Below are 24,649 nucleotides of genomic sequence, written 5' to 3'. Positions count from 1 at the left end.
GCACCTCCGGGCCATAACCGGCTGAATCGGGCTGAATCAAGCCGATCGAAAGGGCAGACCACGGGTCTGCCCTTTTCATTTGCAGTGCGCCCGGCGGCGTTGCGCTCGCGCCACGCTACAATGGGTCGCTTGTGCTCCATTTGCCGCGCCACGGTGCGGCCGCATCCGGTTTCTTCATGACATCCAGTTCTTCCCGCCGCCCGTCCGGTCCTGCTCACGCCAAACGTCCCGCTTCACGTTCGGGCTCGCGTCCGGGCTCACGTCCGGGCTCACGTCAGGGCTCGCCGAGCGGAACCGAAAGCCAGCAGGCCGTGCATCTGGCCCCCGACTCGCTCGGCTTCGCGCTCGACCAGGCTGCGTACGCCGTCGGTGCGGTGCGCGCGGGTTCGGCTTTGCCGGCAGCGCTATCGAGCGTCTTCGCCGCCTTGCCGGCCGATTTCACGCCGATGGCGCGCGGTGCGGTGCAGGACATCGCCTATCGCACGATGCGTCGTCTTGGCATCGTCGATTATCTGATCAGGCAGCGCATCAGCAAGGCGCCGCCCGCGCACGTGACGAATCTGCTGGCGTGCGCGCTGGCACTGCTCGTCGATGACGAAGCGCATGCGGCCTACACGCCTTTCACCGTGGTCGACCAGGCTGTGCGCGCGATTGGCGCGCGCCGCGAAAGTGCTTTTGCGAAGGGCCTCGTGAACGCCGTGCTGCGCGGTTTCCTGCGCGAGCGCGAGAGCGCGCTGGCGGCGGCGCAGGCCGACGAAGTCGCGCGCTGGAACTATCCGCAATGGTGGATCGACGCGATCCGCCGCGCGTGGCCCGACCAGTGGCAGACGATTCTCGAAACGGGCAACACGCACGGGCCGCTCACGCTGCGCGTGAACGCGCGCCGCACCAACGCGGCCGATTACGTGCAACGCCTCGCTGCCGAAAATATCGCGGCGACGCAGATCGGCGAGTACGCCGTGCGTCTGGCTTCGCCCTTGCCCGTCGATCGCATTCCCGGTTTCATGGCCGGCGATGTGTCCGTGCAGGACGCGGGCGCGCAGCTCGCTGCAACCGCGCTCGACGTGCGTGACGGCATGCGCGTGCTCGACGCGTGCGCGGCGCCCGGCGGCAAGAGCGGCCATCTGCTCGAACTCGCCGATATCGACCTGATCGCGCTGGAAAGCGACGCCGTGCGCGCCTCGCGAATCGGCGAAAACTTCGCGCGGCTGGGTTTCGCGGAGCACAACGCTGACGATGCCCCGGCCCGTATCGGCCGCGTCGTGATCGGCGATGCCGGCGTGCCGGACGCATGGTTCGACGGCCAGCCGTTCGATCGCATTCTCGCGGACGTGCCGTGCTCGGCTTCGGGCATCGTGCGTCGCCATCCCGATATCCGCTGGCTGCGCCGCGCGAACGACATCGCGGCGCTCGCGCAGGAACAGCGCCGTATCGTCGATGCGCTGTGGGGTCTGCTCAAGCCGGGCGGCGAGTTGCTCTACGTCACCTGCTCGATCTTCCCCGAGGAAGGCGAAGCCCAGGCGCGCTGGTTTGAAAGCACCCACGCGGATGCGGTACGATTGGACGCGCCGGGGCAACTGCTGCCCGCCGGGCGCGAAGCCGACGCAAGTACCGACCTCGGCACAAGCGCCAGCCCCGTTCCCGATCGCACCGCAGATCACGACGGTTTCTTCTACGCGCGCTTTCAGAAACGGTGACCATTAAACGCTTCTTCCCGCTGCGCTTCGCGGCCCTGCTCTGGCTCGCGCTGACCTTCGGCTTGCTCGCCGTCACGCCCGCGCGCGCCGATTCGATTTCGGTGCAGCGCGCCTCATTGCAGGCCGACAGCAGCGGCTGGAGCCTCGACGCCCGCTTCGATTTCGAGCTCAACAGCAGCCTGGAAGACGCGGTCAACAAGGGCATTCCGCTCTACTTCACCACCGATTTCGAACTCACGCGCCCGCGCTGGTACTGGTTCGACGAACAGCCCGCAAGCGTGTCGCAAAGCATCCGCCTGTCGTTCCAGCCGCTCACGCGCGAGTACCGCGTCTCCAGCGGCGGGCTGCAGCTCGGCTTTTCGACGCTTTCGGAAGCGCTGGCCGTCATCAAGCACGTGACCTCGTGGCATGTGATCGAGCGCAACCAGGTGCATCCGGGCGAGACCTATACGGCTTCGGTGCGCATGCAACTCGACGTGGCGCTCATGCCCAAACCTTTCCAGATCGACGCGGTCAACAACCGCGACTGGAATCTCGCTTCCGACTGGAAGCGCTTTGGATTCACGGTGACCGATCGTGCTAGATAAAGTGCGCCGCGCCACCGGAGGCAGCTTCAGCAGCTTCGTCGTCAGGCTGCTGGTCTCGACCGTCGCGCTCACCGCGACGCTGCTGCTCGTGCTGCTCGCGGCCGCGAGCGCCAATACCGAATTCTTCGACCGCTATTACGGCTGGCTCTACGCGGCCAATATCGGCGTGGCGATCGTCTTCCTGTCCGTGGTGACGGCGCTCGTGATCGTGATCGCCGTGCGTCTGCGGCGCGGCAAGTTCGGCACGCGGCTGCTGGCCAAACTCGCGTTCTTCTTCGCGCTGGTGGGCGTGGTGCCGGGCGGCATCATCTACATCGTGTCGTACCAGTTCGTGTCGCGCTCGATCGAATCGTGGTTCGACGTGAACGTGGAAACCGCGCTCACGGCGGGCCTCAATCTCGGGCGCGGCATGCTCGACGCCTCGCTGTCCGATCTGCAGACCAAGGGCCGCCTGATGGCCGAGCAGATCGCCAACGGCGATTCGGCGGGCACGACGCTCACGCTTTTGCGCGCGCGCGACCAGTTCGGCGTGCAGGACGCGACCATCGTCGAGCCGGTGCGCAGCATGTCGGGCGCCGCGCCCGATATGCATGTGGTGGCGCAGGCATCGAGCAACTTCTCCTCGCTGATGCCGGCCGATCTGCCTTCGCAGCTGATGATCGATCAGGCGCGCGGGCGCGGCTATGCGGCGATCGAAGGCGAAGTCGATGGCGATCCGCGTCTGCATGGTCCGAAGGGCGCGTTGCGGCTGCGCGTGGTCACGCGCATTCCCGACGGCAACACCACCGACCTGCAACCCGCCGAACGCTTCCTGCAACTCGAACAACCCGTGCCCGCCGCGCTCGCGCGCAACGCGGATGCGGTGCAGCGCGCTTATCGCGAATATCAGGAAAAGGCGCTGGGCCGCACGGGCTTGCGCAAGATGTACATCGGCACGCTCACGCTCGCGCTGTTCCTCGCGACCTTCGTGGCGATGATGCTGGCGCTCGCGCTCGGCAACCAGCTGGCGCGGCCGCTGTTCCTGCTCGCGCAGGGCACCAAGGAAGTGGCCGAAGGCGACTACACGCCTAAACGCGAAATCAAGTCGCGCGACGAACTGGGCTTCCTCACGCAGTCCTTCAACGCGATGACGCGCCAGCTATCCGAAGCGCGCCTTGCGGTGGAGAAGAACCGCGTCGCGCTCGAACATTCGAAGGCCTATCTCGAAAGCATTCTCGCCAACCTCACGGCGGGCGTGTTCGTGTTCGACCGGCAGTTCCGCCTGACCACGGCGAACCCCGGCGCGGAACGCATCTTCCGTCATCCGTTCGAGACGCAGCTGGGCCTGCCGATCGATCACGTCGCGGCGCTCGGCGACTTCGCGGCGATGGTGCGCAAGGCCTTCGCCGATCAGGAAGCGTCGCGGCGCGACGGCGAAGACCGTAGCGTCGATCGCGGCCACTGGCAGCAGCAGTTCTCCGTACCCGTTGCGGGCGAAACCGATCCGCTGACGCTGCTGGTGCGCGGCGCGCGTCTGGTGTCGGACACCGGGCGCGACGCCGGCGACATGCAGACCTCGGGCTACGTGGTGGTGTTCGACGATATTTCCGACGTGATCTCGGCGCAGCGCTCGGTCGCGTGGGGCGAAGTCGCGCGGCGTCTCGCGCACGAGATCAAGAATCCGCTCACGCCGATCCAGCTTTCCGCCGAACGCCTGCAGATGAAGCTGACCGACAAGCTCGGGCCGTCCGATGCCGAAGTGCTCAAGCGCGGCGCGACCACGATCGTCAATCAGGTCGCCGCGATGAAGCAGATGGTCGACAATTTCCGCGACTACGCGCGCACGCCGCCGGCGGTGCTCGCGAGCCTGCAACTGAACGATCTGGTGAGCGAAGTGCTCACGCTTTACGGCGCCGAAGAAGGCAAGAGCGCGATCAAGGTGGAGCTGTCGAATCTGCCGGTGATACGCGGCGACGCCACGCAATTGCGTCAGGTCATTCACAACCTGCTGCAGAACGCGCAGGATGCGGTGGCCGATGTCGCCACGCCACGTGTGACGCTGGAGACGCGGGCCGTAGAATACGGCGATCCGGATGCGGAAGGCCGCACGCGCGTCGCGGTGCGTCTCACGGTGTCGGACAACGGGCCGGGTTTTCCGGCGCGCATTCTTACGCGCGCGTTTGAACCCTACGTGACGACCAAGGCCAAAGGAACAGGACTCGGGCTTGCGATGGTCAAGAAGATCGTCGACGAGCACGGCGCGCGTATCGACATTCGTAATCGCATGAAAGCGGGCGATGTGATAGAAGGCGCGCAGATCTCGATTCTCTTTCTCCAGCTCGCCGATGACACCGCACCGGATGCCGCAACGGGCAAACCGGGCGCCAGTAGTTCGCGCGCAGCGGCGGAGCAAGGAACAAAAGCAACAGTGCAGACAAGGGCAGCGTAAATGGCAACCATCCTGGTGGTAGACGATGAAATGGGCATCCGGGAATTGCTCTCGGAGATCCTCAGCGACGAAGGACACGTCGTGGAGCTCGCGGAGGACGCGCAGCAGGCGCGTGAATTCCGTCAGCGTCAGGTGCCGGACCTGGTGCTGCTCGATATCTGGATGCCGGATACCGATGGCGTGACGCTTCTGAAGGAGTGGGCGGCGCAAGGTCAGTTGTCGATGCCGGTCATCATGATGTCGGGACACGCGACCATCGACACGGCGGTCGAGGCGACCAAGATCGGCGCACTCAACTTCCTCGAAAAACCGATCGCGCTGCAAAAGCTGCTCAAGGCCGTCGAGCAGGGTCTCGCGCGCGGCACGGCCGCGGCAGCGCCGGCGGCGGGCGCGCCTGGCGCGAAACCGGTGGCGGGCGGCCCGGCCGTGGTGGCCTCGGCGGCGGCGTTGCCGGTGCTGGGCGTCGAAGGCTCGCCTGGCGTGAGCGCCGCGCAGACGGCGTCGATCTCGTTCGACATTCCGCTCCGCGATGCCCGCGACGCGTTCGAGCGTGCGTACTTCGAGTACCACCTCGCACGCGAGAACGGCAGCATGACGCGCGTGGCGGAGAAAACCGGGCTCGAACGCACCCACCTGTATCGCAAGCTCAAGCAGCTTGGCGTCGATCTGGGCAAGAGCAAGGGCGAGTGAGCTTTCCTCAGCCGCTGATTCAATCGCAGTTTCAGCGCAGTCTCTTCACAAAGTTTTGAGAAGGGGCTTGCGCAAACCGAAAAAGGCTTATATACTTTGCCTTCTTCGTTGGCCCGGTAGCTCAGTTGGTAGAGCAGCGGATTGAAAATCCGCGTGTCGTTGGTTCGATTCCGACCCAGGCCACCAGAATGCAGAGCCCCAGGAGATCGTTCGATTCCTGGGGCTTTTTCATTGGCGGTCCCCTGTGTGCTGGTGAGTCCTCCCGCAGCAGGCGATGCAAGGCATCCGGTATCAGCGGTATAAAGTGGCGCCGATATCGGCCACCAGGCTGCGGCCTATACTGCTTGGGCCGGTGGGCGACATGCCCGGGCCGGTCCGCCCGGCGGGTTTTGAAGGCTTGCGACCGCGCGGAACCTCTCAACTCGGAGTTTCACGGTGACTCGAACAGAAACCAGAAACGGCGCGCTCGTGCTGTTTTCCGGCGGCCAGGACTCGGCGACGTGCCTCGCCTGGGCGCTCGACCGTTACGAAACCGTCGAGACGCTCGGCTTCGATTACGGCCAGCGTCATCGCGTCGAACTGGAGTGCCGTGAGGGCTTTCGCGCCGCCATCGCGCGCGAGTTTCCCGAATGGGCCGAACGCCTCGGCGACGATCACATGATCGACCTGTCCGTGCTCGGTTCGATCAGCGATACCGCCATGACGCGCGAGATCGAGATCGAAACGGCCGCAAGCGGCCTGCCGAACACCTTCGTGCCCGGCCGCAACCTGATGTTCATGCAGATCGCGGCGGCCATCGCTTACCGGCGTGGCCTGCGCGTGCTGGTGGGCGGCATGTGCGAAACCGACTTTTCGGGCTATCCCGATTGCCGCGACGACACCATGAAGGCGCTGCAAGTCGCGCTAAACCTCGGCATGGACACCCGCTTTGTGCTGGAAACGCCGCTGATGTGGCTCGATAAGGGCGATACATGGCGACTCGCCGAGCAACTCGGTGGCGAGGCGCTGGTCGAACTGGTGCGCGTGGAAACCCATACGTGCTACGTGGGCGAGCGCGCCGAGCTGCACGCATGGGGCTTCGGCTGCGGCGAATGCCCGGCCTGCAAGCTGCGCAAGCGCGGCTACGAAGCGTATCTGGCCGGCGAGCAGGTGACGGAAGCGCCGGTCTGAAGGCGCTGCACCGAACGGCAAACGCAGTATCGAATGACAAACGAAGCGGCGCACGGGCAGCGCCCTTCGTAACACGACGCGTGACGCGCAGGCAGCAGTAAAGCAGCAAGCAAGCAGACCCGCCGCAAACGCGACACAATAACGCCCGCAAGCACCGGCTCCCCACGAGTCTTCCCGTCGACGCCAGGCGAGCGCGATCCAGCACGTACCGCAGTCACTGCACGTACGTACCGCGCCCCGGCAGCACAGGTATCAAACCAGGCAGCAGCATGACTTACGCGGTAAAGGAAATCTTCTACACGTTGCAGGGCGAAGGCGCGAACGCCGGGCGTCCGGCCGTGTTCTGCCGGTTCGCCGGCTGCAATCTGTGGTCGGGCCGCGAGGAAGACCGCGAGAGCGCGCAGTGCCGTTTCTGCGACACCGACTTCGTCGGCACCGATGGCGAGAACGGCGGCAAATTCCGCACGCCCGAGGAACTGGTCGCGAAGATCGCGTCGCTGTGGCCGGAAGGCGAGAACAACCGCTTCGTGGTCTGCACGGGCGGCGAGCCGATGCTGCAGATCGATCAGCCTTTCGTCGATGCGCTGCACGCGGCGGGCTTCGAGATCGCCATCGAAACCAACGGTTCGCTGCCGGTGCTCGAAACCATCGACTGGATCTGCGTGAGCCCGAAGGCCGACGCGCCGCTCGTGGTCACGAAGGGCAACGAACTGAAGGTCGTGGTGCCGCAGGACAACCAGCGTCTGGCCGATTACGCGAAGCTCGACTTCGAGTATTTCCTGGTCCAGCCGATGGACGGTCCCTCGCGCGACCTGAACACCAAGCTCGCGATCGACTGGTGCAAGCGACATCCGCAGTGGCGCCTGTCGATGCAGACTCACAAGTACCTGAATATTCCCTGAATTTTGCCTTTTTCCGTTGAAGCAGCCGTGCTGACGATCACCCGAAAACTCGAATTCGATGCGGGCCACCGCATTCCCGACCACCGCAGCCAGTGCAGGAATCTGCACGGCCATCGCTATGTGCTCGAAATCACGCTGCAAGGCGACACCGTCGAAACGGAAGGCGCGCCCGACCGCGGCATGGTGATGGATTTCGCCGATGTGAAGGCGCTCGCGAACCAGCATCTCGTCGATCTGTGGGACCACGCGTTCCTCGTCTTCGAAGGCGACACGCAGGTGCGCGGTTTCCTCGAAACGCTGCCCGGCCACAAGACCGTCGTGATCGACCGTATCCCGACCGTGGAAAACCTCGCGGCCATCGCGTTCGAAATCCTCGCGAACGTCTACGACGCGCACTACGGCGTGAATCTGCAGCTGCATAAGGTGCGCCTGTACGAAACGCCGAACTGCTGGGCCGAAGTCATCCGCGACTGACGGCCGTGCATTGCGCCTGCAATGCCAGCGTAGTTACGCACTTGAAGCGCCGCGCAAGGCCGGGTTTTCCACCCGGCCTGCGTACTTTTGGCGCGGTATGATCGCTTTCGCAAGGCGGCGTCGGGCACTGGCGCCGCCGCTCACATAACCACATAGCGAAGCGAGACATGCCGGCCGTGGCGTTGCCGGGCCGGGTGGCCCGCGCGGGACGCACGGTTCCCGCAGCCTCGCCGGGAGCACGGCGATGAGCACCTTCACCAATCCCCTCAAGGAACGCCTCAAGCAGGCGGAACCGCTGTTCGGCCTCTGGCTGTCGATGGGCAGCGAAACGGCTGCCGAGGCGCTGGCGCATGCCGGCTTCGACTGGCTGCTGATCGACATGGAGCACACGCCCAACGACAGCGGTGACACCATCGCGCAACTGCGTGCCATCGCGGCCGCGCATATGCCGACCGAGCCGGTCGTGCGCGTGGCGGCCAACGAGCCCTGGCTCGTCAAGCACGTGCTCGATGCCGGCGTGCGCACGGTGATGTTCCCCAATATCGGTTCGGCCGAGGAGGCGCGGCAGGCGGTCAGCACCACCCAATATCCCGATGCCAATACCCCGGACGGCCAGCGTGGCGTCGCGGGCGCGGTGCGCGCGGCGGCCTACGGCATGCGGCGCGACTATCTGCACGGCGCCAATGCGCAGATCGCCTCGATCGTGCAGATCGAGTCGGCGCAGGCGCTGGCCAACGTCGAGCAGATCGCTGCGGTGCCGGGCGTCGATTGCCTGTTCGTCGGTCCGGCGGATCTGGCCGCGAGCCTCGGTCATCTGGGCGATTCGAAGCATCCCGATGTCGCGGCGGCAATGGTGCGCATCGCGGCGGCGGCGCGTGCTGCGGGCGTGGCGTCGGGCATCTTCGCGATGGACGCGGCGCAGGCGAAGCAGTATCGCGAAATGGGCTTTAGCTTCATTGCGCTCGCCGCCGATGTGATGTGGCTGGTGCGTGCGACGCGTCAGGCACTGCAGGAGGCGCGCGCATGAAGCGTCGTTCTGCAGCGGTACGCCATTGGGCGTTTGCGTTGGCTTTTTCGGGCGCGAGCGCCGTCGCCTGCGCGGCGGGCACGGGCGGCCAGCCTTCGGTGAGCGCGGAATCCGATCCGCAGACGGCCAGCGCCGTCGCCGATTACAACGCCGGCAATCTCGCGGTCGCCCGCACCGAATTCCAGGGCGCGGCGGCGCACGGCAATCGGCTCGCCGAATTCAACTACGCGATGATGCTGCTCAACGGCGAAGGCGGCGCGGCGGACGTGAGCGAAGGCCGCAAATGGCTGCGCAAGGCGGCGGACGCCAACATGTCCCACGCGCAATACGTGTACGGCAAGATGTACGACGATGGCGACTTCGTCGATCGCAATCCGGTCGAAGCGCACCAGTGGTTCCTCAAGGCCGCGAACCAGGGCCACGTGCAGGCGGAACTCGCGCTCGCGAACCAGTTCCTCGACGGACGCGGCACCGGGCGCGACAACAAGCAGGCGTTCTACTGGTACAAGAAGGCCGCCGAAGGCGGCGACATGACGGCGCAATACGTGACCGGCTCGTTCTACGAGCGCGGCGGCGATGGCGTGCCGAAGAACCTCAACGTCGCGCGGGCTTACTACGCGGCGGCGGCGGCGCAGGGCGATCCGGTGGCGCGCCTGAAGTTTCAGCAGTTGAGCGCGCAACTGCAGAAGGCCGCGCCGGCGCAGTCGCAGTAATGCGCGTCCCCAAACGCAAACGCGCCGGTCGAAACCGGCGCGTTTTTGTTTTCCAGGCGCAAATCCAGGCGCGAATCCAGGCGCAAACCGTGCAGGCCGTCAGCTCTGCATCAGCCGCTTCTGCCGCCCGACACTCATGATCAGCCCGATGGCGATACCGAGCGTCGTGAGCGCAGTGCCGCCGTAACTCATGAACGGCAGCGGCACACCCACCACGGGCAGAATTCCGCTCACCATGCCGATGTTCACGAACGCGTAGGTGAAGAACGCCATCGTCAGCGAGCCGGCCAGTAATCGCCCAAAGAGCGTCGCGCCATTGGCCGCGATATAGAGCCCGCGCGCGATCAGACACATATAGAGCGTGAGCAGCACGATGCCGCCCGCCATGCCGAATTCCTCGGAAAACACCGCGAAGATGAAGTCGGTGTGCTTTTCGGGGATGAACTCCAGGTGCGACTGCGTGCCCTTGAGCCAGCCCTTGCCGAGCGGGCCGCCCGAGCCGATCGCAATCACGGCCTGAATCGTGTGGAAACCCTTGCCGAGCGGATCGGACGTGGGATCGAGCAGCGTGCAGATACGGTGCTTCTGGTAGTCGTGCATGAGCGGCCAGTTCACCTGCGGCTGGCAGATCTTGTCCTGGAACGCGGCGATCGACGCCACCGCGATGATGCCCGCGATCAGCACCGGCACGATCAGCTTGAACGACAGCCCCGCGAAATAGATCACGAAGAAGCCCGAAGCGAACACCAGCACGGCGGTGCCCAGGTCCGGCTGCTTGGCGATCAGGCCGACCGGCACGAGCAGGATGATGAAGCCCACGAGGAAGTCGTACCAGCGCATCACGCCTTCGCGGCGCTGGTAGTACCACGCGAGCATCAGCGGCGTGGCGATCTTCAGGATCTCCGACGGCTGGATCACCACACCCACGTTGATCCAGCGTTTCGCGCCCTTGCGCGTGAGGCCGAACGCCGCCACCGCGATCAGCAAGGCGATGCCGAAGGTGTAGATCGGCACCGCGAAGCGCATCAGCGTATTGGGCGGCACGTTGGCGAGGCCCCACATCAGCACGAAGGTCAGCATGATGTTGCGCAGCTGGTCTTCGACGCGGCCAGGCACGTCCAGACTCGCGCTGTAGAGCGTGACGATGCCCACGCACAGCAGCAGGAACACGGTGAGCGCGAGCGGGCGGTCGAAGCCGAGGAACATCTTGCGCAGCGTGTCGAGCACGGCGCGCTTGTCGATCTTGTCGAACTGGAGAAGAGGCATGGGAACTCCTTACTCGTCGATGCCGCCCGTGGCGGGCTTGGGCGGCGGCGCGAGCGTGGCGGCCGCGGGCGCATGAGCCGGGCGGCGCGGACGATGCGGGCCGGGGCCGAAATGGCGCGGCAAGGACGCGGCGGCGGGGCGCTGGGCCGGGGCGTCGTCGTCCGTGTTGCGGGTCGCTGCGTCGGCGGAATCTGCGGACGCGGCATTTTTGCTGGCGGATTGAGCGCCCGCTGCGGCATTCGACGCCGCGTTCGGTGCGGTACTCGGTGCGGTAATCGGTGCCGCATTCGCGCCCGATGCCGCCTGCGCGGCGGAAGCCGCCGAAGCAGCTTCGGCAGCGGACGCCGCGCCGGGAATCGGCAGCGGCGTGAAGCCGGCCGCGATGCGCACCATCGGCTGCACGGTCGCAGCAGGCACGCCCGATGCCGCCGATGCACCGGACGCTGCCGCAGGCGCCGAAGCCCCTTGCGGCGGCAGGCCGATCACCGGCGCGGACGCATCCTGCGTCGCCGATGCCGCGGCCGCGACGGCAGCCTGTTCGGCGCCCGGCTTCAGCCGATCGACGAGCCAGTAGTCGAGCACGCGGCGCGCGATCGGACCGGCGGACTGCGCACCCCAACCGCCGTTTTCGACGATCAGCGCCAGCGCGATCTGCGGCTTGTCGACCGGAGCGAACGCCGTGAAGAGCGCGTGGTCGCGCAGATGTTCGGCCACCGCATGCGCCTGATACTTCGCGCCCTGCAGCGAATACACCTGCGCCGTACCGGTCTTGCCCGCCGATGTGTACGGCGCGGTCTGGAACAGCTTGTACGCCGTGCCCGACGGATTCATCGTCACGTTTTCCATGCCGCGCTTCACGACATCGATATCGGACTGCTTCACATCCAGACGCCCGCTTTCGCTCGGCACGGTCAGATGCTCTTCCTTCGTGATCGGATTTTCGATTTCCTTCACGAGGTGAGGCTTCATCAGGATCCCGTTATCGGCGAGCGTGGCCGTGGCGTGCGCGAGCTGCAGGATCGTGAACGAGTTGTAGCCCTGGCCGATGCCCAGACTGATCGTTTCGCCTTCGTACCACTTCTGCTGCTCGGGCTTCTTGTAGGCTTTCCGCTTCCATTCCGTCGAGGGCAGGATGCCGCGCGCTTCGCCCGAAATGTCGATGCCGGTCAACTGGCCGAAGCCCAGCGGCTTCATGAAGTTGGCGATGGCGTCCACGCCCAGGTCGTGCGCGAGCATGAAGAAGTAGGTGTCGTTCGACACCATGATCGCGCGGTTCATGTCGACCCAGCCCTGACCCGAACGCACGTCGTTATTGAAGCGGTGGCCGCCGAACATGTAATAGCCGGGGTCCGAGAAACCCCACTGCGGCGTGCGCTTGTGCAGCGTGAGCGCGGCCAGCGCCATGAACGGCTTGTAGGTCGAGCCCGGCGGATAGGTGCCGTGCAACGGACGGTTCAGCAGCGGGTGATCGGGCGAGTTGTTGAGCTCGTCCCAGGTCTGCTGGTCGATGCCGTCCACAAACGAGTTCGGATCGAAACTGGGCGCGGAAACGAAGGCCAGAATGTCGCCCGTCGACGGCTCGATCGCCACGAGCGCGCCGCGCTTGCCCGCAAAAGCCTGCTCCGCCACCTGCTGCAAACCGATGTCGATCGACAGCACGAGGTTGTTGCCCGGCGTGGCCTGCGTGCGCGAAAGCGTGCGCACCGGGCGCCCGCCCGCCGTCACTTCCACTTCCTCGAAGCCGGTCAGGCCGTGCAGTTCGGTTTCGTAGCTCTGCTCGACGCCGATCTTGCCGATGTAGTCGGTGCCGTTGTAGTTGTTCGCGTCCAGACGCGGATCGTAGTGCTCGGGATCGCTGTCGTTCTTGTCCGAGAGATCGTCGATACGTTCCTGGTCGCGCTGCGAAATCCGGCCGATATAGCCGATCACGTGCGCGGCCGTGGTGCCGAGCGGGTACTGGCGGAACAGGCGCGCGCGCACTTCCACGCCCGGGAAACGGAAGCGCTGGGCGGTGAAGCGGGCGACTTCGTCGTCGGTCAGGCGCGTGCGGATCGGCAGGCTTTCGAAGTTCTTGGAGTCTTCGAGCAGCTTCTTGAAGCGGCGACGGTCGCGCGCATCGATCGGGATCACGGTCGAGAGCTGGTCGATCGTGTTGTCGAGCGTATCGGTGAGCTTCGAGGGCGTGATTTCCAGCGTGTAGGCGGAATAGTTCTTCGCCAGCACGACGCCGTTGCGGTCCGTGATGATGCCGCGGTTCGGCACGATGGGCGCGACGGAAATGCGGTTTTCGTCGGCCTGCAGCGAGTATTTGCTGTGGTTCCAGACCTGCAGATAGAGGAAACGGAACGCGATCAGGCCGAAGCAGACGAACACGAACAGTCCCGCCGCCGCGACGCGCAGGCGGTACTTCGTGAGCTGCTGCTGGGTGTCCTTGAATTCGGTCATGCGCTCATACGCCGAAGCCCGCGCCTCGCGCGAGCGCTGCGGCGGGCCGGTAGGAAGAGGTGGTCATCGGTTGCGACTTTCAACGGTGAGCGGCACGCGGCCGCTCAGATGGGCCGCGTATCGTCGGGATCGACGGGGCGGCGCTGCGGCAGCAGCAGCAACAGGCTGGTGACCGGCCACAGCACGGCTTCGACGAAGCCGCTGATCAGATAGCCCCAACCGGGGAAGGATGCGCCCATCAACAGGCGGATCACGAACGGCACGACCTGCGCGCCCACGAGCAGGGGCGTGACGGCGAACATCTGCACGCCGATCGACATCCACAGCACGCGGCGGTGAATCGTGATCGCGCCGAACGACAGCAGCGTGTAGGCGAGCGCGTGTTCGCCGAGCAGGTTGGCGTTATGCACGTCCATCAACAGGCCGAGGCAGAACGCGATGCCCATGCCTACCTTGCGCGGCTGATGAACGTTCCAGAACAGCAGCACGAGCGCGACGAAATCCGGCACGCCCGGCAGTTTGCCCCACGGCAGCAGGTTCAACAGGAACGCCGCCGCGAGACTGAACGCGATGAAGTACGGGTTGACCGGCTGGAGAATGTATTGCGGACGCGCCATCAGTGGCCCCCTTGCGCGGCGGGTTTGGCCGGTGCGGGTTGCGTCGTGGCTTGCGTAGCGGGTGGCGTCACAGGTTGCGTAACATTTGCGGCAGGCTTGGCGGCGGCAGGCGCCGAGGCGCCCTTCGACTTGTCGTCGGCCTTCTTGTCCTTCGCGGCCTTCTTCTTCGCTTCCTTGGCTTCGGCGGCGGCGGCTGCCGCTGCGGCCTCGGCGGCTTCGACCGGATTCGGCGGCACCTGGCGCACGAAATGCAGCACCAGCACCTGGCGCGCACCGCGCACGGCGGCGAGCGGCGCGCAGACCACGCGCGCGAATGCCGTATCGGCCTGTTTATCGACGCGAATGACCTTCGCCACCGGCAGACCTTGCGGATAGACGCCGTCCAGGCCGCTGGTCACGAGTTCGTCGCCGTTTTGCAGGTCGGCGCTGATCGGCACGAAACGCAGATCGAGCAGATCGCCCTTGGCGGTGCCGTAAATCACGCTGCGCAGGCCCGTGCGCACGACTTCGACCGGCACGGCCTGGTCCTTGTCCGTCACGAGCGTCACTTCGGACTGCATCGGAAATACGCGCGTGACCTGACCGATCACGCCGTCTTCGCTGAGCACGGGCGCGCCGTCCTGCACACCCTGCTGCGAACCGCCGCCGATCACCACTTTCTGGGTGAAGGGATCGCGCGTGTCGTACTGGATTTCAGCAGGCGTCGTAGGCGCGCCAATGCGCTGCGAAAGTTGCAGCAGCGCGCGCAGATGCGTGTTTTCGGCGGCCAGCGAGGCGGCCTGATTGGCTTGCTGCGAAAGCTGGAGATTGCGCGCGTGCAACTGCGCGTTGTCCTGGCGCAGCGAGGCGCTGGTGACGGCCAGATCGGCGGCGCCCATAAAGAGGTCGCGCGGCACGAGCGCGGCGCGTTGCAGCGGATAGAGGCCAGCGCCGAGCACGCCGCGCACGACTTCGAGAGTCTTGAAGCGCGCGTCGGAGATCAGCAGCGCGATCGACAGCACGACAAAGAAGAGCAGCCGTGCGAGTGCCGAAGGGCCTTGCTTGAATAAAGGCGGCGGACTGTATTCCATGGTCGGCGCCGGGGGCGTGTGCGGTTCGGTGAAACTAACGGTGAAACGTGCGAGGCATTGGCGGCGTCACGCCGGAAACCCGGGGACGCCGTGCTGCGCGGCAGCATGTCTGCCGCCTCTCACGTTCGTTGCGCGTCGATGGTAGCGGATTTGCCGGCGACCCTGCGCTGGCAATTGCAGGCGCGCTGGCATCGACATCGACCGCGCCGCCTGCACCCGCCGCTCAGCGCTTACTCGTACGAGAAGATGCTGCCCAGCTTGTCCATGCGCTCGAGCGCCATGCCCGAGCCGCGCACCACGCAGGTGAGCGGGTCTTCGGCGACCAGCACCGGCAGACCGGTTTCTTCGGCCAGCAGGCGGTCGAGGTCGCGCAGCAGCGCGCCGCCGCCCGTGAGCATCATGCCGCGTTCGGCGATGTCGGCGCCCAGTTCCGGCGGCGTTTGTTCCAGCGCGATCTTCACCGACGAGACGATCTGGTTCAGCGGATCGGTGAGCGCTTCGAGGATTTCGTTGCTCGAAATCGTGAAGCTGCGCGGGATGCCTTCCGACAGATTGCGGCCCTTCACTTCCATTTCCTTGACTTCGGAACCCGGGAAGGCCGAACCGATTTCCTTCTTGATGGCTTCAGCGGTTTGCTCGCCGATCAACATGCCGTAGTTGCGGCGGATGTAGTTGACGATCGCTTCGTCGAACTTGTCGCCGCCCACGCGCACCGAGCCCTTGTACACGATACCGCCCAGCGAGATCACGCCGACTTCGGTCGTGCCGCCGCCGATGTCGACCACCATCGAGCCGGTGGCTTCCGAGACCGGCAGGCCGGCGCCGATTGCAGCGGCCATCGGCTCTTCGATCAGGTAGACCTGCGAAGCGCCTGCGCCGTGCGCGGCTTCCTTGATCGCGCGGCGCTCGACCTGGGTCGAACCGCAGGGCACGCAGATGATGATGCGCGGCGACGGCGAGAACATACGCGATTCGTGTGCCGTCTTGATGAACTGCTTGATCATCTGTTCCGTGACGGTGAAGTCGGCGATCACGCCGTCCTTCATCGGGCGGATGGCTTCGATATTGCCCGGCACCTTGCCAAGCATCTGCTTGGCTTCCTTGCCGACTGCCTGAATCGTTTTCTTGCCGTTCGGGCCGCCTTCCTGGCGGATGGACACAACCGACGGCTCGTCAAGGACGATGCCCTTGCCGCGCATGTAGATCAGCGTGTTGGCGGTGCCGAGGTCGATCGCGAGATCGTTGGAGAAGTAGCTACGCAGAAAACCGAACATTCAAAAATCCTGTCTCGCTTGTGGCCGACCTACGGGACGAGCGGGTCACGGGCGGCAGCGGAAAAAATAACAGCCTCAGGACGGGCGGAAAGCGCCGCCGCGAGGAGCCTGAAACTGCGGGAATGGTTACCGGAGGCGGCCCCGCTGCGCGCCTGCTGGGCGCAAATTGCTGCGACCAGGGTTGAAAGGCAGGTGCAAGGCGGTCCGGGTTTGAGTCGAACGCGTAATGATACCTTATAATTTTGCCTGTTTTGCAGGATCCGAATGGCAGTTTTTGACCTCGTCGAGGCTTTCTTCCGCCCCCGGATCCGGCGCGATAAATCGCTGTTGCAGCACCGTTTTTTGCGCGCTGCTCCAGTCTCAATTTTTTTCCGGTGACCGCATGGCCCTGACCCTGACCGATGTGAAGCGCATCGCGCATCTCGCGCGCCTCGAACTGGCCGACGCCGAGGCCAGCAATACGCTCGAAAGCCTGAATAACTTCTTCGGGCTCGTCGAGCAGATGCAGGCCGTGGACACCACGGGTATTGCGCCGCTCGCGCATCCGATCGAACAGATCGAAGACGTCGCGCTGCGACTGCGCGAGGACGCGGTAACCGAAACCGTGGATCGCGAGGCCTTCCAGCGCCCCGCCCCCGCGGTACAGGACGGACTTTACCTTGTCCCGCGTGTGATTGAGTAAACAAACGCTCATTTTGGCGGCGTTTTCGAAGAAGTTCGAGTCATCTGAGCTTAACTTCTGAAAACGTTGCCACCCCCGAATTGGCGGGGCGCAGCCCGCGCATGTGCGCGGCGCTCCCGGACGGTGCGATCGTTGTGACCGCCCCGTTACGATCTTCCAGGAATCACGCAATGCATGACAAAAGTTTGACCGAACTGCGCGCCGCACTGGCCGCGAAGGCGTGCTCCGCAGTCGAACTGGCCCAGCATTTCCTCGGCCGGATTGAGGCACATCAAGACCTGAACGCCTTTGTAGACGTCAATCCCGAATTGACGATCGCCCAGGCGAAGGCCGCCGACGCGCTCCTGCACTCGGGTCACGCCGGCCCGCTCGCCGGCATCCCGCTCGCGCACAAGGACGTGTTCGTGACGCGCGGCTGGCGCTCGACCGCAGGCTCGAAGATGCTTGCAAACTACGTGAGCCCGTTCGACGCCACGGTGGTCGCACGCCTCGAACGCGCCGGCATGGTGACGCTCGGCAAGGCCAACATGGACGAATTCGCGATGGGCTCGTCCAACGAGAACTCGCACTTCGGCGCGGTGAAGAACCCGTGGGACAAGAACGCGGTGCCGGGCGGCTCGTCGGGCGGTTCGGCCGCGGCTGTGGCCGCACGCCTCGCGCCCGTCGCAACGGGCACGGATACCGGCGGCTCGATCCGTCAGCCTGCGTCGTTTACCGGCATCACGGGCATCAAGCCCACGTATGGCCGCGTGTCGCGCTACGGCATGATCGCGTTCGCCTCGTCGCTCGACCAGGGCGGCCCGATGGCGCAAAGCGCCGCCGACTGCGCGCTGCTGCTCAACGCCATGGCCGGTTTCGACGAGCGCGATTCCACCAGCCTGCAGCGCGAGGACGAAGACTACACGCGTCACCTCGGCCAGAACTGGACGCCGGACGCTACCGCCGACAAACCGCTCAAGGGCCTGCGCATCGGCCTGCCGAAGGAATACTTCGGCGCGGGTCTGGCCGACGACGTGCGTGCGAGCATCGACGCCGCGCTCAAGACCTACGAGTCGCTCGGCGCCACGCTCGTGGAAGTCACGCTGCCCAAGACCGAACTGTCGATTCCCGTGTACTACGTGATCGCGCCGGCGGAAGCCTCGTCGAACCTGTCGCGTTTCGACGGCGTGCGCTTCGGCCATCGCGCCGACCAGTACACCGACCTGCTCGACATGTACAAGAAGTCGCGCGCGGAAGGCTTCGGCCGCGAAGTGAAGCGCCGCATTCTGGTGGGCACCTACGTGCTTTCGCACGGCTACTACGACGCGTACTACCTGCAGGCGCAGAAGATCCGACGCATCATTGCGCAGGACTTCCAGGAAGCATTCAAGCAGTGCGACGTCATCATGGGTCCGGTGGCACCGAGCGTGGCATGGGATCTGGGCGCGAAGGGCGACGATCCGCTGCAGATGTATCTCGCGGATATCTACACGCTGTCGACCAGCCTCGCGGGTCTGCCCGGCATGAGCGTGCCGTGCGGTTTCGGCGCAGGCGCGAACGCGCAACGTCCGGTCGGTCTGCAGATCGTCGGCAACTATTTCAACGAGGCCCGCATGCTGCAGGTCGCCGACGCTTTCCAGCGCGCGACCGACTGGCATCGCAAGGCGCCGGCAGGGGTGTAAAGCATGAGCACGCAATGGGAAGTCGTTATCGGTCTTGAGACGCACGCGCAGCTGTCGACGGTCTCCAAGATCTTCTCGGGCGCATCGACGCAGTTCGGCGCGGCCGCCAACACGCAGGCCTGCCCCGTCGATCTCGCGTTGCCGGGCGTGCTGCCGGTGATGAACCGCGGCGCCGTCGAGCGCGCGATCCAGTTCGGTCTCGCGATCGGTTCGACGATCGCGCCGCGCAGCATCTTCGCGCGCAAGAACTACTTCTACCCGGATCTGCCGAAGGGCTATCAGATCAGCCAGTACGAGATTCCGGTCGTGCAGGGCGGCACGATCACGATCCAGGTGCCGGCCAACGAAAAGTCCGGCAAGGAAGCGTACGAGAAGACCATCAATCTGACGCGCGCGCACCTCGAAGAAGACGCCGGCAAGTCGCTGCACGAAGACTTCGCGGGCATGACGGGGATCGACCTGAACCGCGCGGGCACGCCGCTGCTCGAAATCGTTACGGAACCTGAAATGCGCAGCGCGGCGGAAGCCGTGGCCTACGCGAAGTCGCTGCACACGCTGGTCGTGTGGCTCGGCATCTGCGACGGCAACATGCAGGAAGGCTCGTTCCGTTGCGATGCGAACGTCTCCGTGCGTCCGGTCGGTCAGAAGGAGTTCGGCACGCGTGCCGAAATCAAGAACCTGAACTCGTTCCGCTTCCTCGAAGAAGCCATCCAGTACGAAGTGCGTCGTCAGATCGAGCTGATCGAAGACGGCGGCACGGTGGTGCAGGAAACGCGTCTCTACGACCCGGACAAGCGCGAAACGCGTTCGATGCGCAGCAAGGAAGACGCGCACGATTACCGTTATTTCCCCGATCCCGATCTGATGCCGCTCACGATCGACGCAGCGTGGATCGAGCGCGTGAAGGGCGAAATGCCCGAACTGCCGGCCACGATGCAGACGCGTTTCGTCGAGCAATACGGCGTGACGCCGTACGACGCGAACGTGCTGACGTCGAGCAAGGCGATGGCCGCGTATTTCGAGGCCGTGGTCGCCAAGGCAGGCGCCGCGCAGGCGAAGGCCGCCGCGAACTGGCTGATGGGCGAAGTCTCGTCGCAACTGAACCGCGAAGGTCTGGACATCGGCGCATCGCCGGTCTCGGCTGCGCAGTTCGCGCTGCTGCTCGCGCGTATCGCCGACGGCACGATCTCGAACAAGATCGCCAAGGAAATCTTCCAGGCGATGTGGGACGAGAAGGCCACCGACGAAGCCGCCGTGGACCGCATCATCGAAGCGAAGGGCCTCAAGCAGATTTCCGATACCGGCGCGCTCGAAGCGATCATCGACGAGGTGCTCGCCGCGAACCCGAAGTCGGTCGAGGAATTCCGCGCGGGCAAGGAAAAGGCCTTCAACGCGCTGATCGGCCAGGCCATGAAGGCGACCAAGGGCAAGGCGAATCCGCAGCAGGTCAACGAACTGCTGAAGAAGAAGCTGGGCTGATAGTCTGACGGGCTGTCGAGCGGCAGATTGGCGAGGCGGCGTCGTGCAGGTTGTGCGACGCCGCCTCGCCGCTTGAAGAGGCGGATTGACCAAGGAGAACCGAAGCGATGGCGAAGTCCCCGAATTCCCCGAACCTCGACGATTTCCGCGTGCCGTATTTCGGCGACAAGAAGGCCGATGCCTTCTCGCCCGAAGCGATCGACCCGTCGGCCAAGCCGTTCTCCACGGGCAGCAAGGACAGCGATCGCGAGCGGCTCGCCGCGATTGGCGACAAGCTCGACGTGCTGCAGGAGCGTCTGCATGCGCAGCGTCATCAGCGCGTGCTGCTGGTGCTGCAGGGCATGGACACGAGCGGCAAGGACGGCACCATTCGCGGCGTGTTCCACGAAGTCGATCCGCTCGGCCTGCGCATCGTGCCGTTTGGCGCGCCTACGCCGATCGAGGCGTCGCACGATTACCTCTGGCGCGTGCATATGCACGTCCCGGCAGCCGGCGAACTGGCGGTCTTCAACCGCAGTCACTACGAAGACGTGCTGGTGCCGCGCGTGATGGGCCAGATCGACGCGGCCGAATGCGAGCGCCGCTACGCGCAGATTCGCGACTTCGAACGCATGCTGGTGGAAAACGGCACGACCATCATCAAATGCTGGCTGCACATTTCGAAGGACGAGCAGCGCCGTCGCATCCAGGCGCGTATCGACGATCCTTCGAAGCACTGGAAATTCGATCTCTCCGATCTCGAAGCGCGCAAGCACTGGGACGCTTATCAGGCCGCTTATCGCGACGCGCTCGCGGCCACGTCGAGCGAGCACGCGCCCTGGTACGTGATTCCCGCCGATTCGAAGACGCATCGCAACGTCATGGTGGCCGAATTGCTGCTGCGCCTGATGGAAGGCCTGAAGCTCGAATTTCCGCCGGCGAAACCCGAACTCGAAGGCATGAAGATCGAGTGATGTTCAAGCCTGGAACTCAAGCTCGAACCTGCTTCATCGCCTGAAAACGAAACCCCAACAAGGATAGAAAAATGCTGCGTGTGATCACCGCGAACCTCAATGGCATCCGCTCCGCGGCGAAGAAGGGCTTCTTCGAATGGTTCGGCGAACAGAACGCCGACGTGCTCTGCGTGCAGGAAATCAAGTGCTCGCAGGACGACATGACGCCCGAATTCCTCGCGCCGCACGATTTCAAGGGTTACTTCCAGCATGCGGTGAAGAAGGGCTATAGCGGCGCGGGCGTGTACGCGCGCCGCGAGCCGGACGAAGTCATCATCGGCTTTGGCAGCGAAGAATTCGACGCCGAAGGGCGCTATGTGGAACTGCGCTTTGGCAATCTGTCGGTGATCTCGGTGTATGTGCCGTCGGGTTCGAGCGGCGACGAACGCCAGCAGGCCAAATATCGCTTCATGGACGCGTTCATGCCGCATCTGGCCGAACTCAGCCGCGAGCGCGAAGTGATCGTGTGCGGCGACGTGAACATCGTCCACAAGGAAATCGACATCAAGAACTGGAAGGGCAACCAGAAGAACTCCGGCTGCCTGCCCGAAGAGCGCGCGTGGCTCACGCAACTGTTCGACGAAGTGGGTTACGTGGATGTGTTCCGCACGCTCGATCAGCGCCCCGAGCAGTACACGTGGTGGAGCAATCGCGGTCAGGCGTATGCGAAGAACGTGGGTTGGCGTATCGATTACCAGATCGCCACGCCGGGCATCGCGGCCACGGCGAAACGCACCGATGTGTTCCGCGACATCAAGTTCAGCGACCACGCGCCGCTGACGGTCGATTACGACTGGAAGGTCAAGAAGAAGTAAGCGTGGCGTAGCGATCGCCAGCCAGGCGCGCGCCCGAACTCAGGGCGCCGCCACCACCTTGCGCCGTTGCACCGCCGCGATGCCCTGGTAATCGGGCAATTCGTTAAGCGGCTTGCCGACGGCCTTCGCGTAGAGCGGCATCATGTCCGCGAGACGCTTGGCGATATCCGCGCGCCGCGCCGGCGTGTACGGATGCACGTAGATAAAGCCCTGATCGCGGTCCGACTTCGTCGCCACCGCGAGCTTGTCCCAGAGCGTGAGCGCCGCGCGCGGATCGAAGCCCGCGCGGGCCGCGATATCGCTGCCGATCACATCGGCTTCGGTTTCATCGGCGCGGCCATAGTGCATTTCCACCAGACGCGAGCCGATACCCAGCGGAAACACGCCCAGATCGGCCAGCCCGAAGAGTTGCGGCACCACACCCGATTCGATCTGCGCGGCCTGCTGTTCGCCCAGACGCTCGCGCACATGCTCGCGTACCGCGTGCGCGATCTCGTGGCCGAGCAGCATGCCCAGTTCGTTGTCGTTGAGCTTGACGCGGTCGAGCAGGCCGCCGTACACCACGATCTTGCCGCCCGGCAGACAGTACATGCGGAAATCGGGCGAGCGGATCACGGCCACTTCCCACTTCCAGTTCTTCACCCGATCGCTCCATTTGAGCGAATACGGCGCGAGCCGGTCGACGAACTGGCGCACGCGCTGCACGTGCGGATCGCTTTCTGGATAGAGCAGCTTCGAATGCGCGGCGCCGCGCACGATCTCGTTGTATTCGGCGGCGGCTTGCGCTTCGAGCGCGGGCGACGGAATCAGATTGCGGAATACGCCGATATTGCCGAAGCGCACCACGCGGCCCGTGCTCGGACCGCCGTTCTGCAGGGCGGGCGACAGAGTGCCGGGATTGCCGGTATTGCCGGTATTGCCGAGGTTGTTGCCCGGCGGCGGCAGTGTCGGCGCATTGGCCGAGGTCGCGCCCGCCGTTTCCGCGGCGCTGGAGAGCGCGGCGGGAGCGGGTGTCGAAGCGGAACTGGCGGTATTGGCAGCCGGGTTTTCAGTGGCTTGCGCAAAGCCCGCAGGCAGCGCGGCAACCAGCATCAGCGCGATTGCGCGCAAGGCGGTGCGAAGGCGCTCACGCTGCGGCCCCGCGGCGTGCACGCTTCTGCCTCCCGGACGTCGGTGCGTCTGACGGGAGGCGGTAACGGCATGCTGAGGCGGGGTCACTTCCGGTTTCTCCAGGGGGCGATACGAATGAGCAGGAGCATACCCGGTAGAGCGAGCAGCGTGCAGGCGATGAAGTAATCGAACCAGCCGATTTTCGCGACCACAAAGCCGCTGGCGGCGGAGGCCAGCGTGCGCGGCACCGAGGCGAGGCTCGTGAACAGCGCGAACTGCGTGGCCGTGTAGCGCGGGTCGGTCGTGCTCGCGATATAGGCGGTGAAGGCGGCTAGTGTAAGGCCTGTCGCGAAGGTCTCGAAACCGTAGACGAGCGCGAGCGCCACCGCGCGCGGATCGAGCGTGAGCTGCGCATGCGCGCCGAAGATCGCCGCGATCTGCGATACGCCGTGGCTCGCCGTCACGACGGCGTCGTAGATCAGCGCCAGCGTGGGCGAACCGGGGCCGAGCTGGGCCAGCCACGCGAAACCGAGCGTCGAGATCATCTGCAAAAAGCCGAAAATCCACAGGCCGCGTCCAATGCCGATCTTCACCAGCGCGATGCCGCCCAGAATGCCGCCCGCAAGGCTCGCGCCGAACGCGGTCATCTTGGCGATCACGCCGATTTCAGTACGCGAATAGCCGATATCGAGGAAGAACGACGTCGAAAGCGTCGTGGCCATCGTATCGCCGAGTTTGTACAGAAAGATGAACGCCAGCACGAAGAGGGCAGCGGCGAGACCGTCGCGGTTCACGAATTCGGCGAACGGCTGTACGATGGCTTCGCGCAGATTTTTGGGCGGCGTGCCATGCACTTCCGGCTCGCGCACCACGAGCGTCATCAGCATGCCGGGAATCATGAAGGCCGCCGTGACGACGAACACCGTGCTCCACGGCAGGTGATCCGAGAGAATCAGCGCGAGCGAGCCCGGCACCAGCGCGGCGATCTTGTACGCGTTCACGTGGACCGCGTTGCCCAGACCCTGTTCGGTGTCCCTGAGCAGTTCGCGCCGGTAGGCGTCGATCGAAATATCCTGACTGGCGCCGAAAAAGGCCACCAGCGCCGTGAGCGCGGCCACGGTCCAGATCGATTCTTTCGGCGAGACAAAGCCCAGCGCGGCGATCGCGCCCGCCACCAGAATCTGCGTGACCAGCATCCAGCCGCGCCGGCGGCCCGGCTTCCAGCCCGGCAGACGCGGCACGTAGCGGTCCATCAGCGGCGCCCAGACGAATTTCCACGTATAGGGAAACTGGATCAGCGCGAAGAGGCCGATTTCCTTGAGATTGACGCCTTCGGAGCGCAGCCAGGCCTGCACCAGATAGACCAGCGTGAAAAGCGGCAGCCCCGACGTGAAGCCGAGGAACACGCAGATCAGCATGTGCGTGTTCAGGTACGCGCGCCAGCCTGGATGGTCTTCGTGCGCGTTGACGTCGTGAGCGTCGTGCGCGTCTTGTGTGGTGGCCTCTTGGGGCGGATTCGGCATGTCGTCGGGTAGCGGCGGCGCGGTGTA

Annotated in this window: 21 protein-coding genes and 1 tRNA gene; 15 read left to right on the top strand and 7 right to left on the bottom strand. The window is 65.0% G+C overall.

Going from position 1 to position 24,649, the window contains the following annotated elements:
- Nucleotides 1-176: 176 nt before the first annotated feature.
- The 10 genes from rsmB (at nucleotide 177) to U5A67_RS09145 (ending at nucleotide 9,688) form a co-directional block, all read left to right on the top strand.
- On the top strand, nucleotides 177-1,697 hold the full coding sequence (rsmB, locus tag U5A67_RS09190) for a 16S rRNA (cytosine(967)-C(5))-methyltransferase RsmB (protein WP_321813781.1): 1,521 nt from the start codon (nucleotides 177-179) through the stop codon (nucleotides 1,695-1,697).
- Complete coding sequence (locus U5A67_RS09185; protein WP_205983097.1) at nucleotides 1,694-2,284, top strand: DUF4390 domain-containing protein; 591 nt, start codon at nucleotides 1,694-1,696, stop codon at nucleotides 2,282-2,284. Before rsmB ends, U5A67_RS09185 begins: the two co-directional genes overlap by 4 nt.
- Entirely contained in the window at nucleotides 2,274-4,712 is a 2,439-nt protein-coding gene (locus tag U5A67_RS09180) for a sensor histidine kinase (protein ID WP_205983096.1), read from the top strand. The genes U5A67_RS09185 and U5A67_RS09180 overlap by 11 nt, the downstream gene beginning before the upstream one ends.
- Entirely contained in the window at nucleotides 4,713-5,402 is a 690-nt protein-coding gene (esaR, locus tag U5A67_RS09175; protein ID WP_205983095.1) for a response regulator transcription factor EsaR, read from the top strand.
- A gap of 110 nt (nucleotides 5,403-5,512) precedes the next feature.
- Nucleotides 5,513-5,588: transfer RNA gene (locus U5A67_RS09170), tRNA-Phe, on the top strand.
- 249 nt (nucleotides 5,589-5,837) lie between these two features.
- Nucleotides 5,838-6,572, top strand: coding sequence for a 7-cyano-7-deazaguanine synthase QueC (gene queC, locus U5A67_RS09165; RefSeq protein WP_205983094.1), 735 nt, complete (start codon nucleotides 5,838-5,840; stop codon nucleotides 6,570-6,572).
- Between the two features lie 269 nt (nucleotides 6,573-6,841).
- Nucleotides 6,842-7,474: a 7-carboxy-7-deazaguanine synthase gene (gene queE / locus U5A67_RS09160; RefSeq protein WP_205983093.1), complete on the top strand. Its 633-nt coding sequence runs from the start codon at nucleotides 6,842-6,844 to the stop codon at nucleotides 7,472-7,474.
- Nucleotides 7,475-7,504: 30 nt separating this feature from the next.
- Entirely contained in the window at nucleotides 7,505-7,948 is a 444-nt protein-coding gene (gene queD / locus U5A67_RS09155) for a 6-carboxytetrahydropterin synthase QueD (RefSeq protein WP_027815874.1), read from the top strand.
- A gap of 244 nt (nucleotides 7,949-8,192) precedes the next feature.
- Complete coding sequence (locus U5A67_RS09150) at nucleotides 8,193-8,975, top strand: HpcH/HpaI aldolase family protein (RefSeq protein ID WP_205983092.1); 783 nt, start codon at nucleotides 8,193-8,195, stop codon at nucleotides 8,973-8,975.
- The gene (locus tag U5A67_RS09145; protein WP_321813780.1) at nucleotides 8,972-9,688 is read left to right on the top strand and encodes a tetratricopeptide repeat protein; all 717 of its coding nucleotides are present in this window, start codon (nucleotides 8,972-8,974) and stop codon (nucleotides 9,686-9,688) included. The genes U5A67_RS09150 and U5A67_RS09145 overlap by 4 nt, the downstream gene beginning before the upstream one ends.
- Before the next feature lie 99 nt (nucleotides 9,689-9,787).
- Here the strand turns inward: U5A67_RS09145 and rodA are convergent, their stop codons facing one another.
- From rodA to U5A67_RS09120, 5 genes are all read right to left on the bottom strand, one after another.
- Complete coding sequence (gene rodA / locus U5A67_RS09140) at nucleotides 9,788-10,954, bottom strand: rod shape-determining protein RodA (RefSeq protein WP_205983090.1); 1,167 nt, start codon at nucleotides 10,952-10,954, stop codon at nucleotides 9,788-9,790.
- A gap of 9 nt (nucleotides 10,955-10,963) precedes the next feature.
- Nucleotides 10,964-13,399, bottom strand: a complete 2,436-nt coding sequence (mrdA, locus tag U5A67_RS09135) for a penicillin-binding protein 2 (RefSeq protein ID WP_321813779.1) — start codon at nucleotides 13,397-13,399, stop codon at nucleotides 10,964-10,966.
- 104 nt (nucleotides 13,400-13,503) lie between these two features.
- A complete protein-coding gene (gene mreD, locus U5A67_RS09130) occupies nucleotides 13,504-14,016 on the bottom strand; it encodes a rod shape-determining protein MreD (RefSeq protein WP_205983088.1) in 513 nt (170 codons plus the stop codon).
- The gene (mreC, locus tag U5A67_RS09125) at nucleotides 14,016-15,086 is read right to left on the bottom strand and encodes a rod shape-determining protein MreC (RefSeq protein ID WP_321813778.1); all 1,071 of its coding nucleotides are present in this window, start codon (nucleotides 15,084-15,086) and stop codon (nucleotides 14,016-14,018) included. Before mreC ends, mreD begins: the two co-directional genes overlap by 1 nt.
- Before the next feature lie 230 nt (nucleotides 15,087-15,316).
- A complete protein-coding gene (locus tag U5A67_RS09120; protein ID WP_004189550.1) occupies nucleotides 15,317-16,360 on the bottom strand; it encodes a rod shape-determining protein in 1,044 nt (347 codons plus the stop codon).
- A 382-nt stretch (nucleotides 16,361-16,742) separates the two neighbouring features.
- Here U5A67_RS09120 and gatC point away from each other — a divergent pair, with 382 nt between their 5' ends.
- The 5 genes from gatC (at nucleotide 16,743) to U5A67_RS09095 (ending at nucleotide 21,989) form a co-directional block, all read left to right on the top strand.
- Nucleotides 16,743-17,042 carry an Asp-tRNA(Asn)/Glu-tRNA(Gln) amidotransferase subunit GatC gene (gene gatC, locus U5A67_RS09115; RefSeq protein WP_205983086.1) on the top strand — a complete coding sequence of 100 codons (300 nt, stop codon included), beginning with the start codon at nucleotides 16,743-16,745 and terminating at the stop codon, nucleotides 17,040-17,042.
- A 170-nt stretch (nucleotides 17,043-17,212) separates the two neighbouring features.
- Entirely contained in the window at nucleotides 17,213-18,703 is a 1,491-nt protein-coding gene (gene gatA / locus U5A67_RS09110; RefSeq protein ID WP_321813777.1) for an Asp-tRNA(Asn)/Glu-tRNA(Gln) amidotransferase subunit GatA, read from the top strand.
- Between the two features lie 3 nt (nucleotides 18,704-18,706).
- A complete protein-coding gene (gene gatB / locus U5A67_RS09105) occupies nucleotides 18,707-20,182 on the top strand; it encodes an Asp-tRNA(Asn)/Glu-tRNA(Gln) amidotransferase subunit GatB (RefSeq protein ID WP_321813776.1) in 1,476 nt (491 codons plus the stop codon).
- Nucleotides 20,183-20,289: 107 nt separating this feature from the next.
- Nucleotides 20,290-21,135 (top strand): polyphosphate kinase 2 family protein, encoded by an 846-nt coding sequence (locus U5A67_RS09100; protein ID WP_205983083.1) that lies wholly within the window; start codon nucleotides 20,290-20,292, stop codon nucleotides 21,133-21,135.
- A 71-nt stretch (nucleotides 21,136-21,206) separates the two neighbouring features.
- The gene (locus U5A67_RS09095) at nucleotides 21,207-21,989 is read left to right on the top strand and encodes an exodeoxyribonuclease III (RefSeq protein WP_205983082.1); all 783 of its coding nucleotides are present in this window, start codon (nucleotides 21,207-21,209) and stop codon (nucleotides 21,987-21,989) included.
- 39 nt (nucleotides 21,990-22,028) lie between these two features.
- Here U5A67_RS09095 and U5A67_RS09090 read toward each other — a convergent pair whose 3' ends face one another.
- The gene (locus U5A67_RS09090) at nucleotides 22,029-23,141 is read right to left on the bottom strand and encodes a M48 family metallopeptidase (protein ID WP_415767800.1); all 1,113 of its coding nucleotides are present in this window, start codon (nucleotides 23,139-23,141) and stop codon (nucleotides 22,029-22,031) included.
- 62 nt (nucleotides 23,142-23,203) lie between these two features.
- Nucleotides 23,204-24,622 carry an AmpG family muropeptide MFS transporter gene (locus U5A67_RS09085; protein ID WP_321813775.1) on the bottom strand — a complete coding sequence of 473 codons (1,419 nt, stop codon included), beginning with the start codon at nucleotides 24,620-24,622 and terminating at the stop codon, nucleotides 23,204-23,206.
- Between the last annotated feature and the right edge of the window lie 27 nt (nucleotides 24,623-24,649).

The sequence above is a fragment of the Paraburkholderia sp. J69-1 genome (genome assembly GCF_905220255.1).
Taxonomy (GTDB): domain Bacteria; phylum Pseudomonadota; class Gammaproteobacteria; order Burkholderiales; family Burkholderiaceae; genus Paraburkholderia.
The sequence above is the reverse complement of the archived record's forward strand: the minus strand, read 5'-3'. Positions and strand labels throughout refer to the sequence as shown.